Origin of the sequence: Flavobacterium sp. Sd200, assembly GCF_009826935.1 — a bacterium.
In the GTDB taxonomy this organism is placed as follows: Bacteria; Bacteroidota; Bacteroidia; order Flavobacteriales; family Flavobacteriaceae; genus Flavobacterium.
In genome coordinates, this window is record NZ_WUMN01000001.1 from 120,897 (window position 1) to 135,855 (window position 14,959).

Here is a 14,959-nt window from a genome sequence, read left to right on the forward strand (position 1 = left end):
TTCAAGCGCTTCAATATTTTATTTGAAATTAAAACCCCTCAAACACCCCAAGCCCAAACAGCGCAAAATCATACTTAACCGGGTCGGACGGGTCAAGGGCGCGGAGTTGGGTGTCCAGTTCGGCAAGGGCTTTGGCATCGTTTTGTTTTCGGGTAAGCAGGCCAAGCTTTCGGGCAACGTTGCCGCTGTGTACATCGAGCGGACACGAAAGGAGGGCGGGGGAGATGTTTTTCCACAACCCCAGGTCTACACCGGCGTTGTCGTTGCGCACCATCCAGCGCAGGTACATGTTTATTCGCTTGGCAGCCGAACCCGCCAAAGGATCACTTACATGCTTTTGGGTACGGCTTAGGTGCTCTATCTCAAAAAAAACTTTCTTGAACTGATTGATAGCAGGCTGTAATCCTTCACTATTTTGATGTTTTGTAAACACGCCTTCCAGTCCGCCATGGTTGGTGTAAATGTGGCGCAGTGCGGCTATAAAGGTGCTGAAATCGCTTCCATTAAAGGTGCGGTGTACAAAGTTTTGCAGGGTTTCAAGATGGTTTTCGTTATGGTTCATAACAAAGTCATACGGACTGTTGCCCATAAGTGCCACCATTTTTTTTGCGTTGTTGATTATCATCTTGCGGTTGCCCCAGGCAATGGTTGCGGCAAGGAATCCTGCTATTTCGCGATCCTCTTTAAGGCTGAACAGATGTGGTATCTGAACCGGGTCGCTCTCTATAAAGTTAGGATTATTGTATTGCAGTACTTTTTCGTCTAAAAACGATTTTAATTCGGCAGCATTCATTTGTATGTCCATACTACAAAATTACAGATAAGCCACAAATTGTAGCAATTGTCATTCATCTTAGTTTACATGTTGTCTAAAAAAATGTGATAATTGCTGCAATTTGTGGCTGTTCTAAAAAACTATTTTGCCTTTTGAAGCGGACTGCTTATAGCTACATCCTGAAAGGCAATAGCACCACGAACCACGCCGGATATGGTATTGCGAAGTGCATCTATAATATGCAGTTTAAGTTCTTTTTTAGAGTAAATAAGGCTAACCTCGCGCGATGGTTTTGGTTCTTTAAACTGGCGCAGTTTGGTTTTAGATTTTTCACTCATGTCCAGTGTGTGCAAATAGGGCAGGAGCGTCATGCCAAGGCCTTCATCAGCAAGGCGCACCATGGTTTCAAAACTGCCGCTTTCTATCTGAAAATGATTATCGTGAGGAAGTGCAGAAGTACGACAAATATTCAGCACATTGTTCCTAAAACAATGCCCGTCCTGTAACAGCAATATGTTGCTCAGGTTGGCCTCAAGGTCTTCCACTTCAAATTCTTTCTTTTGATAGGAAGGGTTGTTCTCGGGCACATAGGCCACAAAAGGTTCATAATAAAGTACTATTTCTTTAATAGTTTCTTCATTAAGAGGGGTGGCAGCAATAGCGGCATCCAATTGCCCATTTTTAAGCATGCGGATAATCTCTTCTGTATTGCGCTCTTCTATTATAAGGTTGACTTTTGGGTAGCGGTTTACAAAATTAGCCATGAACATAGGCAACAGTGTAGGCATAACCGTAGGGATAATACCTATTTTAAAATCGCCCCCCACAAACCCTTTTTGCTGGTCTACTATATCTTTAATGCGGTCGCTTTCGTTTACTATATTGCGCGCCTGATTTACAATTTTTTGTCCTACATCGGTTAGCTGGATGGGTTTTTTACCACGGTCAAAAATTTGTATATCCAGTTCTTCCTCAAGTTTTTGTATCTGCATGCTCAGTGTGGGCTGTGTTACAAAACATTTATCGGCTGCAACAGTAAAATTTTTATGCTCGGCAACGGCCAGTACATAGTGTAGTTGAGTAATGGTCATTAGTAATAGATTTTTATGATAAAATTATAAAAACGATTGATATTACCTATTCTTTTAATACATATTTTTACTTAAATTTATACGTGTAAAAACTTACAATAACATACAAAACATAACACGATGAAAACTACTGAAAAAGAAACGCTAAATGTATTAGGACTACCTGTACAGGAAACCGAAGTTATAGCTGCCGAACTTAATATTTTACTTTCTAACTTCCAGGTGTACTACCAAAACCTGCGCGGTATACACTGGAATATTCGCGGCAAGCGCTTTTTTCAGCTTCATGTAAAATTTGAAGAGCTTTATAATGATGCCCAGCTAAAAATTGATGAGATAGCCGAAAGGGTACTTACATTAGGTGGTACTCCGTTGCATACTTTTGAAGATTATATTGCCAATAATAAACTGACTATTGGTAAGAATATATCTAAAGATACGGCTGCCGTACACCTGATTATCGAATCGCTTTCTCACCTGCTTCAAATAGAAAGGGTTATTCTTGACGAAACTGCCAAAATTGGCGACGAGGGCACGAACAGCATGATGAGCGATTTTATTAAAGAGCAGGAAAAAACCATTTGGATGATGAAAGCATGGAGCGAAGAGGAAATATAATTTTAAATTTATAATTTCGCTCACAAATGAATGTATCTAAAAACATAACGCCTTTTTTGCCCGCCAAAGTTGTGGCAAACTGGAGTGTGTTTAAAGCATAAATAATTGCAGCCTCAAAAAGTGTAACGCTTTTTGAGGCTTTTTAAATATAAAACATTAACTACTTACATAAAATTACCGGAGTATGAACCATGATGACTTTTACAAAAAGATATTAGACAATAATAAAATATGGAGCGAGACCAAGCTTTCTGAAGATCCGGAATATTTTCATAGGCTGGCAGGCCTGCAAAAGCCACCGTTGTTATGGATAGGCTGCAGCGATAGCCGCGTTCCTGCTAATGAGGTTATTGGCGCGCAACCGGGAGAAGTTTTTGTACACCGCAATATTGCAAACATGGTGGTACATAGCGATATGAACATGCTTAGTGTACTTGATTATGCTGTTAATGTGCTAAAAGTAAGGCACGTTATTGTATGCGGGCATTATGGTTGTGGCGGTGTAAAGGCAGCCATGGGCAATGACAGTATTGGTATTATTGATAACTGGATACGTCATATAAAAGATGCCTACAGGCTTAATCACCAGTATCTTGACTCTATTGTTGACGAAAAAAAACGTTTTGATGCTTTTGTAGAGATCAATGTTAAAGAGCAGGTTACAGATCTTGCCAAAACCTCTATAGTGCAAAACGCGTGGCAAAACGGGCAGGAACTATGGCTGCACGGCTGGGTGTATGGCCTTGAAACCGGTATTGTAAAAGACCTTGAAGTTAACTTTGGTAATAACGAAGAACTTAATAAGGTAGACCGCCTTAGGTTTTCTTAATAAATTTCTTCTTTAAATATCAAAGCCCTCTTTGTTAACACGAAGAGGGCTTTTTAAGTTGACTAAATATAGCTTTAATTTATATAACCGAGTTTTTTCTTGTAAAAGCAGCAACAATAAGAGTAGTAATAATTCCCATAACCGGAGCCCCCATTAACCCCTGAATGATATAACTTTTGAGATTAAAATAATCTTCGGCTTCTTGTTGTATCATATAGTTATGGCTCACCGAATATTTTATTACATTGGCAAAATAATCAGGTGTAATAAAAGTAGAGGTTACATATTGCGATAAAGGGCTCAATAATGTAACAAAACCTGTAACAATAAGCCCGCATTTAACCCCCTGTCCATATGTCATTGCACCTCCATAATGGTTTTTACGTTTGTCGAGCAATGTAAATACATAAATTGCAATGGCAGGTATCGCTATAAAGTTTGTATATATAGGGTGTTTGTCTATGTGCACATCATGCAGTCCGGCAGCTTTTTCTATAAACATCCATGCAAATGTCATTAATGTAAATACTACCGCCCATTTAATTTCGGTTGTAATTTTTTTCATGATCCTTTATTTTGATTATTCCCCGTCGCGCTCTAAATTTTCATTCAGCACGCTTGGCAGCAGCTGAGGTATAAATTTAATAAGAAGCGGCAATAAAAGGCTTCCTCCCGGCAATAAAAATATAGTAAGCGATGGTATGGTCTTGCAAATTTCGAGCAATTGTTTTTTTACTTTCTTCTTTTCTTTGTCGTTAAGGTTACGGTGGGTAGAGTGGGTTAACAAAACCACCAACTCTCCATTATTACTAAGCTCTTTAACCAAACGGTTTTTATTGCGAATTATAAGCTGTGTAACGCTTTGCGATGCATGGTCATAAAAATGCTTGACCGGGTTACTGTATTTAAAAAAAGGAATGTGCCTTTTGTTAACCCTTAAAAACACGTCATAAGAGGCCATGCTTTCGGCGGCGGCCTCATCACTAAGTCCAAGGCGTTCGGCAAGGCGGTATAAAAAATCTATTTCGGTTTGCTGTGCCAACCCGTCGCTGTAAATGGCCATAGCAGCCATATCGAGCAGGTAATTTTTTTCAGACTTCGATTCAAAATAATCAAAACCTGCAACAGTTTCATCGGCATTAATTTCAGATAGCCTTGTATAGCGCACTGATGCTTCAAAAAGCTTTATCAGCAAAGTGTCATAATCGCTGGGCAGTTCTTTGCTTTTAAGGGCTACCGTTACAATGCCCATAACGGTTTCTTCAAGCTTTTTAAGGTATTTTTGCGGAGGTTCTTTTTCTAATAAAAATTGCCTGTAGGCCAGCACATCCATAAACAGCAGTGCGTTGGTAAGTATATGCGAAATGCTGCGGCTAAAAATGTTTTCGTTGGTCTTTATTCTGTCGTCAAGTATATTTTCAAGCTCTTGGCCGGGTGCTGATGACGGCAGTACTTTTTTTAGCAGTTCGAACCCGGCCGGTTGTATTGACTTATAAAAAAGTACAGTTTTATTTATAAAATCGGTCGTATCTTCGGTTTTAGTAATCAGCCTATACACATCAAACAAGGTGTTTAGCAGTGCCGCTTTGGTCACTTCTTCCGTATTCCAGCCTCTCGATTCTTTTGCGTCAATATTATTAAAAGACAGTACATGCCCGTATATAAAACCTGTATCCCGTATTGCCCTGTAAAAGGCATGGGAATTTTCGTAAACGGAAAGCCTGTTCTTTAGCTGCCCGAAAAACTTATCGATCCATCCGCTGGCAGAAGGGTTAATCATCGTCAGGTTTTTATGATGCAAAGCTATGCAAAAATAGCGAGGCTCAACAGGTGTTAATTAAATCCTATATTTAATTTCCTGTTAATTTAGGTATCACCAAATCGGATAAATTTGTTAGTATAATAACAATTACCCCAATGACACTAAAAGCAGGCTATCCGTTCTGGCTCATAAAAAATGGGCTGCCGTTTACATTTCCCAAACTCGACCATGATATTGAGACCGATGTTGCCATACTTGGTGCTGGCATTAGTGGTGCGCTGGTGCGCTATTATCTGATTAAGGCCGGTATACAATGCACTACTATAGATGCCCGAACCATTGGTTTGGGCAGTACCTGTGCCAGTACGTCGCTTTTGCAGTATGAAATAGATGTGCCGCTTTACAGGCTTACCGAAATGATAGGCCTTGAAAAAGCCGAACGCTCCTATAAACTTTGTGCTGATGCTATTAATAAGCTCGAAGATATAACTCAAGAGGTAGGTATAGAATATTTTGAGAAGAAGAAGAGCCTATATTATGCAGCAGCTAAAAAAGATGCAGGCTGGCTAAAAAAGGAGTTTGAAGCCCGAAAAAAGGCTGGCTTTGCTGTAACCTGGCTGGAGCCCGAAGAGGTTAAAGAGCAATATGGTTTTGATAGTTGCGGTGCCATATTAAGCGAACTTGCAGCGCAAACCAATGCCTACATGCTGAGCCATTGTTTGTTGCAGCAGGGGCATGAAGATAATAAGATATTTGACAGGTCGCCGGTAACGGATATAAAACACACCAAAAAAGGAGTGCTGCTTACTACTGAAGAGGGATTTACCATAAAAGCCAATAAACTTATATATGCCACAGGGTATGAGGCGGTAGACTTTGTTGATGAAAAAATTGTAGACCTGCTTTCTACCTATGCCGTAGTAAGTGAGCAGTATAACGAACGCAATTTCTGGAAAGATGAGGTGCTGATATGGAATACTGCAAATCCTTACCTGTATATGCGCACTACACCCGATAATCGTGTGCTGGTAGGGGGCAGGGACGAAGATTTTAGCAATGCCGAAATGCGCGATAAACTGATAAAAAAGAAAACGGAGCAGCTTACCAAAGATGTCAACAAGCTTTTTCCTGAACTTAACTTTAAAGAAGAGTTTAGCTGGACAGGTACTTTTGGTTCTACCAAAGATGGTTTGCCATACATTGGCCCATACGAAAAGCTGCCAAACGGCTATTTTGCTTTGGGTTTTGGAGGCAATGGTATTACTTTTAGCCTTATTGCCGCAGAGATTATAACCGACCTGTTGCAAGGGAAGCATAACAAAGATGCTGAGTTATTTGCTTTTGGAAGGGGAAACTAAGGAGCTAAGGTTCTTAGCTTCTTAGTACCTTAGGTCACTTTATGACTTCCGTAACACTTATTGTGAAATCGCTAACAACATTGTCTTTTTAATAGTAGTAATTTCGTTAAAACAAACAGCAAAATAACTTTTATTATGAAAAAGACATCATTATTTAGCAAAACACTTTTAAGTGCCGCAGTAGTTGCCCTGACTTTAGGATCGTGTAAAAACGAACCAAAAGCAGAAGACCCTAAAGAAGTAGCCGAAGAGGCAAATGAAGAAAATCTTGACACCGAAGCTACAGACAGTCTTGAGGACGACTCTCAATATCTTGTGGATGCCGCTGAAGTTGACATGAAAGAAATTGAACTTGGCAAGCTTGCCCAAACCAAAAGCACTAACGCCGATGTAAAAGCTTTAGGTAAAATGATGGTTGATGCACACACAAAAGCGGCTGCCGATGTAAAAGCCCTTGCCGATAAAAAAGGCATTACACTGCCTGCCGCTGCTACAGATAAGGTTCAGGACAGCTACAAAGACCTGAACGACAAAGCAGGTGTTGATTTTGATAAAGCCTATGCCGATAAAATGGTGGAAGGCCATGAAAAAATGATAGACAAAATGCAAAAAGCTTCAGAAAAAGCAAAAGACCCGGATATTAAAGCCTGGGCTGCCGCTTCTTTACCTGAGCTAAACAAGCATTTGGAACATTCTAAAATGGTAAAAACAAAAACCGACGCGCTTAGATAAGCCGTTTTAAAAATACATTGCTATGAGAAGTTTATTGTATGTAATTGCCATATTGCTTTTAATAGGTTGGGCTTTGGGCAGTTTTGCCTACCATGTAACAAGTGCTTTTATACATGTGCTATTAGTAATTGCAATAGTTATGATACTTTTGAATCTGCTAAGGCGCGATAGGAGGCCTTTGTAATCCAATATTATTGGCAATTGAAAACCCGTGGTACAAATAGTGCCACGGGTTTTTTTATACCTGTTTACCAAAATTTCCACCAAGGTTTATTTTCACGCTTGCCAACCGCGCCTGTTGTTGTCTTGATAGTTATATTCGACAGTTGCGACTCTGTAGCCGTAAATGGACCAATCCCGCCTGTCATTATTTTGGTAGTTATATTATATGAAAAATCGAGCCACTCATCGGCATCGTCTATTGGCATATATACAACTCCATAAACAATATCATCTTCAATTCTTAAATCTTCTATTCCATCAATGCTAATTCTTTCACTATGCCAATATTTGCCGTCTGGCTCAATGATGGTAAGGCCGGTATAGTCACTTAAAACGCACTGTCCTTCTGTATTACTAATACTATATTTGTACTGGCTTCCGAAAAAGGAAATAGGCTTTGTGTTTTCCGGGTTTATGATATAAGCCTGTCCTCCAGCAATCACTATAATGTTAGAACTTTCAGTTAATTCAATTACGGTGTCAAAATTTGTAAGTCCCCTCTGTATGTTTGCTACCCATTCGCTGCCATCTTTTTTATAGAAACGTACTACAAAACCTTCTGAGAAATCAGAATAGAAGGTATTTTCTTCAGAAACAGAAACATACATTGGTCCGGTTGAAGGGAGTGATTTTAAAATTTCAAATTTAGTTGCCATAATCAAGTAGAATATTGATTGTGTGCCCACAAAAAAACCGCCAATAGGCGGTTTTCAATTAATATCTTCTCATTTGTACCTGAGGGCCTTTTTTTAACTGGGCTTTCATCATGGTTAGCTGTTCTTTTAGCATTCCCTGCTTGTCCAGTTTTTTAGCTTCTGCCAAAAGTTTCTCGGCCTCAATTTTTTTATTCTTACTCATGGCAATACCCGCAAGGTTCAGTTTTGCCATTGCCAGATCCTGATCCATATTAAGTCCAAGCTCAACCGCTTTTTTAAGATGTTTTTCGGCAAGGTTAAGGTTGGTTTGCGACAGCATAAGTCCTTTAAGGTAGTTGTAATAGCCTTCCTGTTTTCTTACCAGGGCAGTGTGAGGATCTTTAATTTTATCAAGGTATTTGTTGGCACCGTCAAAATCCTGTTTGCGCAGTTTTAAAAAGGCCAGCAATATCATTTCGTTCTTAAAATATAGGAATACAAAAATAAGCGAAAATAATATTAGGAAAATACCGTTGCCTATATTGCTTTCGGTAAACTGCCACACGGCAGTGATAAGTATTAAAGCTGTTAAAACCAGCTTAAGATTTTTATTAAACATAACACCTGTATATATTTGCGACTGCAAAGGTAATAAATTTAGCTAAAAATATTTTTTAAAAAGTACTTGCTAACAAAAAAAAGCTTTGTATATTTGCACTCGGTTTTTAGGAAAGGTATAACTGAGAACAAACAATAAGATATTTCAATTAAGATTTAAAGATACAAAGCAATGAGTAAGAGAACATTTCAACCATCGAAAAGAAAAAGAAGAAATAAGCACGGTTTTATGGAAAGGATGGCTTCTGCCAACGGAAGAAAAGTACTTGCTCGCAGAAGAGCTAAAGGCAGGCATAAACTAACTGTGTCAAGCGAGCCTCGTCACAAAAAATAATGTTTGTATCAAACATATATAAAGGTGTTACTTTTTTTTAGTAACGCCTTTTTTTATACCCAATCCACTCCTTATCAGAAATATTAGATTAGGTTTAAGGTTAAAAAAACGTAAATTTGCACAACACAACAACTACATAAACAAATGCCAAAAGACACTTCTATTAAATGCATCCTTATTATCGGTTCTGGTCCAATTGTAATAGGCCAGGCATGCGAATTTGATTATGCCGGCTCTCAGGCGGCAAGGTCTATAAGGGAAGAAGGAATTAAAGTTATCCTTATCAACTCGAATCCGGCAACCATCATGACCGATCCGTCTATGGCTGATCATGTGTACCTAAAGCCGCTGACTACCAAGTCTATTATAGAGATACTTAAAGATCATCCGGAAATTGATGCTGTTTTGCCAACAATGGGAGGACAAACTGCACTCAACCTATGTCTTGAAGCTGATGAGAAAGGCATTTGGTCTGATTTTAACGTACGCCTTATAGGGGTAGATGTTAAGGCTATTAATATTACCGAAGACCGCGAGCAGTTTAAACAATTGCTTGAAAAGATAGGCATACCTGCCGCACCTGCAAAAACAGCAAATTCGTTCCTTAAAGGTAAAGAAATTGCGCAGGAGTTTGGTTTCCCGCTTGTAATACGTCCTTCGTTTACGCTGGGAGGTACAGGGGCAGCTTTTGTACATAAAAAAGAAGATTTTGATGAGTTGCTTACCCGCGGCCTTGAAGCATCGCCAATACATGAAGTGCTTATAGATAAAGCTCTTTTTGGCTGGAAAGAATATGAGTTGGAGTTGCTTCGCGATAAGAACGATAACGTAGTTATTATTTGTTCCATCGAAAATATGGACCCTATGGGTATCCATACGGGTGACAGTATTACAGTGGCACCTGCCATGACACTTAGCGACACCACATTCCAGAAAATGAGGGATATGGCAATACTGATGATGCGCAGCATAGGCAACTTTGCCGGTGGTTGTAATGTTCAGTTTGCTGTTAGCCCTGACGATAAAGAAGATATTGTTGCCATAGAGATCAATCCAAGGGTGTCGCGTTCATCGGCACTTGCTTCTAAAGCAACGGGTTATCCAATTGCTAAAATTGCTTCTAAACTGGCGCTTGGCTACAATCTTGATGAACTTCAAAACCAAATTACCAAGTCTACATCGGCTTTATTTGAGCCTACTTTAGACTACGTTATTGTAAAAATACCACGCTGGAACTTTGACAAATTTGAAGGTGCCGACAGAACGCTTGGCCTTCAGATGAAATCGGTGGGTGAGGTTATGGGTATTGGGCGTTCGTTCCAGGAGGCACTGCACAAAGCAACACAGTCGCTTGAAATTAAGCGTAACGGCCTTGGTGCTGATGGCAAAGGATACACGAACTATGAGCAGATAATAGACAAGCTAACCCATGCAAGCTGGGACAGGGTATTTGTTATTTATGATGCCATACAAATGGGTATTCCGTTGAGCCGCATACACGAAATTACACAAATAGATATGTGGTTCCTTAAACAGTATGAGGAACTCTACCTTCTTGAAAAAGAAATCTCAGGCTTAACTATAGATACATTGCCTAAAGAATTATTGCTTGAGGCTAAGCAAAAAGGTTTTGCCGACAGGCAGATTGCCCATATGCTTCAATGCAAAGAAAGCGATGTGTACAATAAACGCGAAGAACTTGGTGTTAAACGTGTTTACAAACTGGTAGACACATGTGCGGCTGAGTTTGAAGCTAAAACACCTTACTACTACTCTACTTTTGAGGCCGAAATTGAGCGTGCCGACGGTACACGCTACGTGCATAACGAAAGTATTGTAAGCGACAGGAAAAAAGTAGTGGTTCTTGGATCTGGGCCTAACCGAATAGGACAGGGTATTGAGTTTGACTATTCTTGTGTACACGGTGTTCTTGCCGCTGCCGAGTGTGGTTATGAGACCATTATGATAAACTGTAACCCGGAAACGGTTTCTACCGACTTTGATACGGCTGATAAATTATACTTTGAGCCTGTGTTTTGGGAGCATATTTATGACATCATCCGTCATGAAAAACCGGAAGGGGTTATTGTTCAGCTTGGTGGACAAACAGCCCTTAAGCTTGCCGAGAAGCTTGATCGTTATGGCATAAAAATATTAGGAACAAGCTTTGATGCGCTTGACCTTGCCGAAGACCGTGGACGTTTCTCAGACTTGCTTACAGAGCTTAACATACCGTTCCCTAAGTTTGGTATTGCCGAGAGTGCCGATGAGGCATCTGTACTTGCTGAAACTTTAGATTTTCCGCTACTGGTAAGGCCAAGTTATGTATTGGGTGGTCAGGGTATGAAAATCGTAATCAACAAACAGGAGTTGGAAGAGCACGTTATAGATCTACTTAAAAGCATACCTGGCAACAAACTGCTGTTAGACCATTACCTTGACGGTGCCATTGAGGCTGAAGCCGATGCAATTTGCGATGGCGAAGATGTGTACATTATAGGTATTATGGAGCATATTGAGCCTTGTGGTGTGCATAGTGGAGACAGTAATGCAACATTGCCGCCATTTAACCTTGGCGAGTTTGTAATGCAACAAATAAAAGACCATACTAAAAAAATAGCCCTTGCGCTAAAAACAGTAGGCCTTATTAATATACAGTTTGCTATTAAAGACGATATTGTTTACATCATCGAGGCTAACCCAAGGGCATCGCGCACAGTGCCGTTTATAGCAAAAGCTTATGGCGAGCCTTATGTAAACTATGCAACAAAAGTAATGCTGGGCGACAAAAAGATAAAAGACTTTACTTTTAACCCTCAGCTTAAAGGTTATGCTATTAAGCAACCGGTGTTCTCGTTTAATAAATTCCCGCGTGTAAACAAAAAACTTGGACCTGAAATGAAGTCTACAGGAGAGAGCATTCTCTTTATAGACGACCTTAAAGACGACCAGTTTTACGAGTTGTACTCACGCCGTAAAATGTACCTGAGCAAATAAGAAGTATTGCCTTTATACTATTTAGATAAATGAGCTCCCTGATTTTTCAGGGAGCTTTTTTTTTGTGTCCTAAATTTCTTATCTTAGTTAAAAACCAAACGGATATGGATTATACTGTATTAGAGAACGATTTTAATTGCGCTTGTGATGAGGTTATTGTTAACCTTACAGAACAATACAAGCTAAACTATCAATCGGGTGGCCCTGGCAAGCTTGAGGCCTTTTTAGAGTTGATAAGGCAGGAATTTGAAAAAGTTGTTGCTGCCTTTGTGTCAAAAAATGATTTGGAAAAAGATTTACAGGGAATGTCACTTATACAAAATATTGCTAAAAAGTATGCCAAAAGCTGTTTGGATAAATACAGTAAAATCGTATAAAATTATGAGTTAACTAATTGGTTAGTAGTTGTTTATTTTGCTTAGCAGAATTTTATTAATTTTGAGTTTAATTTTATAACTTTTGAGGGTGTTCTATATGCTTAATTTGTGATTTAACGTTTTAATCACATATTTTTAGAATGAGTTTCAACCAAAAAGAATTGGAAAAACTATTAGAAGAATCATGCAAACAGTTACACAAAGATTTCTACAAGAAATTTAATAAGGATATTTATCTTTCTGCCGGAGGATCTAAATTAGAAGCATTTATAACCGACCTTCAAAAAGAATTCGAGACCACTGCCTCATCTTTTATAGCTAACCATAAGCTTGAAAAAGATACGGAAGCGAAAAAAAGAGTATTTGCAATTACTAAGTTTTATGCTAAAAAGTGTGTCGAAGATTTCAGTAAGATATGATCATTCTCCTGTAATTTAAGTTTATAAGATATATCTTTGCATTGCAAACTATATTTTTATGAGGGTATTGGCATTAGATTATGGCGAAAAACGTACCGGAATAGCCGTAACCGACGAAATGCAGCTTATAGCATCGGGGCTAACCACTGTTGCAACGGGCACGTTATTGACTTTTTTAAAAGATTATTTTACTAAAGAAAAGGTAGAACGCGTTATAATAGGGGAGCCAAAACAAATGAATGGTTTACCATCGCAAAGTGCTGTGTTTATAAATGCGTTTGTGGATAAATTTACAGAGCAGTTTCCTGATATGCCTTTAGAGCGCGCTGATGAAAGGTTTACGAGCAAAATGGCTTTTCAGACCATGATAAATAGTGGCTTAAAAAAGAAACAAAGGCAGGATAAGGCACTTGTTGATGAAATTTCGGCAACGATATTGTTGCAGGATTATTTATCCCGAAAAAATAAGCTATAAAAATACACTTTTTGTTAAAAATATTATTTTAACTATTGCAATGCCAATATTATATTATTATATGATATTTTACCTGTAAATTTGTGTATTCAAAATATTACGATGTCTACAGATATAAAACAGGAACCCGACGTTATACTTATAGGAGCCGGGATCATGAGCGCTACGCTGGGCATGTTCTTAAAAGAACTGATGCCGGATGTTAAAATAAATATTTATGAAAGGCTTGATGTTGCCGCTGCCGAAAGTTCTGATGCATGGAACAACGCAGGTACAGGTCACTCTGCATTTTGCGAGCTTAACTACACACCACAACTTCCTAACGGCGATATAGAAACGGTAAAGGCAATTAAAATTGCCGAGCAGTTTGAACAATCAAAACAATTTTGGGCTTACCTTACAGAAAAAGGTCTTATAAGCGAACCGCAGAATTTTGTGCGCAGTATTCCGCATATGAGTTTTGTATGGGGGAAAAAAAATGTTGAGTACCTAAAAAAACGTTTTGAAGCTTTACAGAAATCGGTTCTTTTTGAAGGAATGGAATACAGCGAAAGCCATGACGTTATACAAAAATGGATGCCTCTTGTAATGCAGGGCCGCAAAGCAGATGATGTTATTGCCGCTACCAACATGGAAATTGGTACCGATGTAAACTTTGGCCAGCTAACGCGCGATATGTTTGCGTGGCTTGGAAAACAGGATGGTGTTAACCTTTTCTTTGGGCAGGATGTAACCAGCATGCGCCGCTCAAGAAACGGAAGCAACAAATGGAAACTTAAAATAAAAGACCTTGCCACTGGCGAGAAGGTACGTGTATATGGCAAATTTGTGTTTATTGGCGCAGGCGGAGGTTCTTTACACCTGCTTGAAAAAGCTGATATTCCTGAAGGCCACGGCTTTGGAGGTTTTCCTGTAAGCGGACAATGGCTAAGGTGTGTTAATGAAGATATTATACAAAAGCACAATGCTAAGGTATATGGTAAAGCATCTGTAGGGGCGCCGCCAATGAGTGTGCCTCACGTTGATACCCGTATGATAAATGGCAAAAAAGAACTTCTTTTTGGTCCTTATGCAGGTTTCAGTACTAAATTTTTAAAGCAGGGTTCTTATTTAGACCTGCCTACCTCTATACGCCTAAATAATATCAGGCCAATGATATCGGCTGGACTTAGTAATATACCGCTTACAAAATACCTTATTCAGCAGGTAACACAAAGTCCGGAAGACAGGCTTGAAGCGCTGAAAGAGTATATGCCGGATGCACAAATGAAAGACTGGGTTCTGGAAACCGCGGGGCAGCGTGTACAGGTTATAAAAAAAGACGAAAAAGGAGGCGGAAAGCTTGAATTTGGTACAGAGGTTATAAACAGTGCCGACGGTACACTTGCAGTATTGCTTGGTGCATCACCTGGTGCCAGTACGGCAGTATCGATCATGCTCCAGCTTTTAGAACGTTGTTATCAGGACGAGGTGAAAACCGAAGCCTGGCAGCAAAAACTGCGTACTATGATACCTTCTTACGGTAAATCGTTAGCAGCTGAACCGGAACTGCTTGCAGAGGTAAGACAGCATTCGCATAAAGTTCTTGGACTTACTAAATAGTAAATAAAACTTATCATACACTAAAGCCCTAAACAATTACTGGTTAGGGCTTTTTTAATGGACAAAATATAACAATAGGCTCATGTATGCCTCGTATATATACATTGCAAAAGTT

The 14,959-nt window shown here is 39.3% G+C and carries 17 protein-coding genes; 11 read left to right on the plus strand and 6 right to left on the minus strand.

Annotated features, from left to right (window positions below):
- Positions 1–28: 28 nt before the first annotated feature.
- Positions 29–793: a TIGR02757 family protein gene (locus GR160_RS00510; RefSeq protein ID WP_160748959.1), complete on the minus strand. Its 765-nt coding sequence runs from the start codon at positions 791–793 to the stop codon at positions 29–31.
- Positions 794–915: 122 nt separating this feature from the next.
- Entirely contained in the window at positions 916–1,866 is a 951-nt protein-coding gene (locus tag GR160_RS00515; RefSeq protein WP_160747877.1) for a LysR substrate-binding domain-containing protein, read from the minus strand.
- 120 nt (positions 1,867–1,986) lie between these two features.
- On the opposite strand from GR160_RS00515, the gene GR160_RS00520 reads away from it, so the two are divergent.
- Positions 1,987–2,484, plus strand: coding sequence for a Dps family protein (locus GR160_RS00520; RefSeq protein WP_160747878.1), 498 nt, complete (start codon positions 1,987–1,989; stop codon positions 2,482–2,484).
- A gap of 184 nt (positions 2,485–2,668) precedes the next feature.
- The gene (gene can, locus GR160_RS00525; protein WP_160747879.1) at positions 2,669–3,313 is read left to right on the plus strand and encodes a carbonate dehydratase; all 645 of its coding nucleotides are present in this window, start codon (positions 2,669–2,671) and stop codon (positions 3,311–3,313) included.
- A gap of 79 nt (positions 3,314–3,392) precedes the next feature.
- Here can and GR160_RS00530 read toward each other — a convergent pair whose 3' ends face one another.
- Together GR160_RS00530 and GR160_RS00535 are read right to left on the minus strand one after the other, a co-directional pair.
- Positions 3,393–3,878: a DUF4199 domain-containing protein gene (locus GR160_RS00530; protein ID WP_160747880.1), complete on the minus strand. Its 486-nt coding sequence runs from the start codon at positions 3,876–3,878 to the stop codon at positions 3,393–3,395.
- A 15-nt stretch (positions 3,879–3,893) separates the two neighbouring features.
- Entirely contained in the window at positions 3,894–5,093 is a 1,200-nt protein-coding gene (locus GR160_RS00535) for an LETM1-related biofilm-associated protein (protein WP_160747881.1), read from the minus strand.
- Positions 5,094–5,230: 137 nt separating this feature from the next.
- On the opposite strand from GR160_RS00535, the gene GR160_RS00540 reads away from it, so the two are divergent.
- The 3 genes from GR160_RS00540 (at position 5,231) to GR160_RS00550 (ending at position 7,349) form a co-directional block, all read left to right on the plus strand.
- Complete coding sequence (locus GR160_RS00540) at positions 5,231–6,433, plus strand: FAD-binding oxidoreductase (RefSeq protein ID WP_160747882.1); 1,203 nt, start codon at positions 5,231–5,233, stop codon at positions 6,431–6,433.
- A 135-nt stretch (positions 6,434–6,568) separates the two neighbouring features.
- The gene (locus tag GR160_RS00545) at positions 6,569–7,165 is read left to right on the plus strand and encodes a DUF4142 domain-containing protein (RefSeq protein ID WP_160747883.1); all 597 of its coding nucleotides are present in this window, start codon (positions 6,569–6,571) and stop codon (positions 7,163–7,165) included.
- Between the two features lie 22 nt (positions 7,166–7,187).
- Entirely contained in the window at positions 7,188–7,349 is a 162-nt protein-coding gene (locus GR160_RS00550) for a lmo0937 family membrane protein (RefSeq protein ID WP_160747884.1), read from the plus strand.
- 64 nt (positions 7,350–7,413) lie between these two features.
- On the opposite strand, the gene GR160_RS00555 is transcribed toward GR160_RS00550, so the two are convergent.
- Positions 7,414–8,043: a hypothetical protein gene (locus GR160_RS00555; RefSeq protein WP_160747885.1), complete on the minus strand. Its 630-nt coding sequence runs from the start codon at positions 8,041–8,043 to the stop codon at positions 7,414–7,416.
- A gap of 58 nt (positions 8,044–8,101) precedes the next feature.
- Positions 8,102–8,641, minus strand: a complete 540-nt coding sequence (locus GR160_RS00560; protein ID WP_160747886.1) for a DUF2892 domain-containing protein — start codon at positions 8,639–8,641, stop codon at positions 8,102–8,104.
- A gap of 171 nt (positions 8,642–8,812) precedes the next feature.
- Between GR160_RS00560 and rpmH the strand changes: the two genes are divergently transcribed.
- The 6 genes from rpmH (at position 8,813) to GR160_RS00590 (ending at position 14,844) form a co-directional block, all read left to right on the plus strand.
- Positions 8,813–8,974, plus strand: coding sequence for a 50S ribosomal protein L34 (gene rpmH / locus GR160_RS00565; RefSeq protein ID WP_026979292.1), 162 nt, complete (start codon positions 8,813–8,815; stop codon positions 8,972–8,974).
- A gap of 144 nt (positions 8,975–9,118) precedes the next feature.
- Positions 9,119–11,971, plus strand: coding sequence for a carbamoyl-phosphate synthase large subunit (gene carB, locus GR160_RS00570; RefSeq protein WP_160747887.1), 2,853 nt, complete (start codon positions 9,119–9,121; stop codon positions 11,969–11,971).
- 104 nt (positions 11,972–12,075) lie between these two features.
- Positions 12,076–12,348: a hypothetical protein gene (locus GR160_RS00575; protein WP_160747888.1), complete on the plus strand. Its 273-nt coding sequence runs from the start codon at positions 12,076–12,078 to the stop codon at positions 12,346–12,348.
- A gap of 140 nt (positions 12,349–12,488) precedes the next feature.
- A complete protein-coding gene (locus GR160_RS00580; RefSeq protein WP_160747889.1) occupies positions 12,489–12,767 on the plus strand; it encodes a hypothetical protein in 279 nt (92 codons plus the stop codon).
- Between the two features lie 58 nt (positions 12,768–12,825).
- The gene (ruvX, locus tag GR160_RS00585; RefSeq protein WP_160747890.1) at positions 12,826–13,242 is read left to right on the plus strand and encodes a Holliday junction resolvase RuvX; all 417 of its coding nucleotides are present in this window, start codon (positions 12,826–12,828) and stop codon (positions 13,240–13,242) included.
- A gap of 102 nt (positions 13,243–13,344) precedes the next feature.
- Positions 13,345–14,844 carry a malate:quinone oxidoreductase gene (locus GR160_RS00590; RefSeq protein WP_160747891.1) on the plus strand — a complete coding sequence of 500 codons (1,500 nt, stop codon included), beginning with the start codon at positions 13,345–13,347 and terminating at the stop codon, positions 14,842–14,844.
- Positions 14,845–14,959 lie beyond the last annotated feature (115 nt).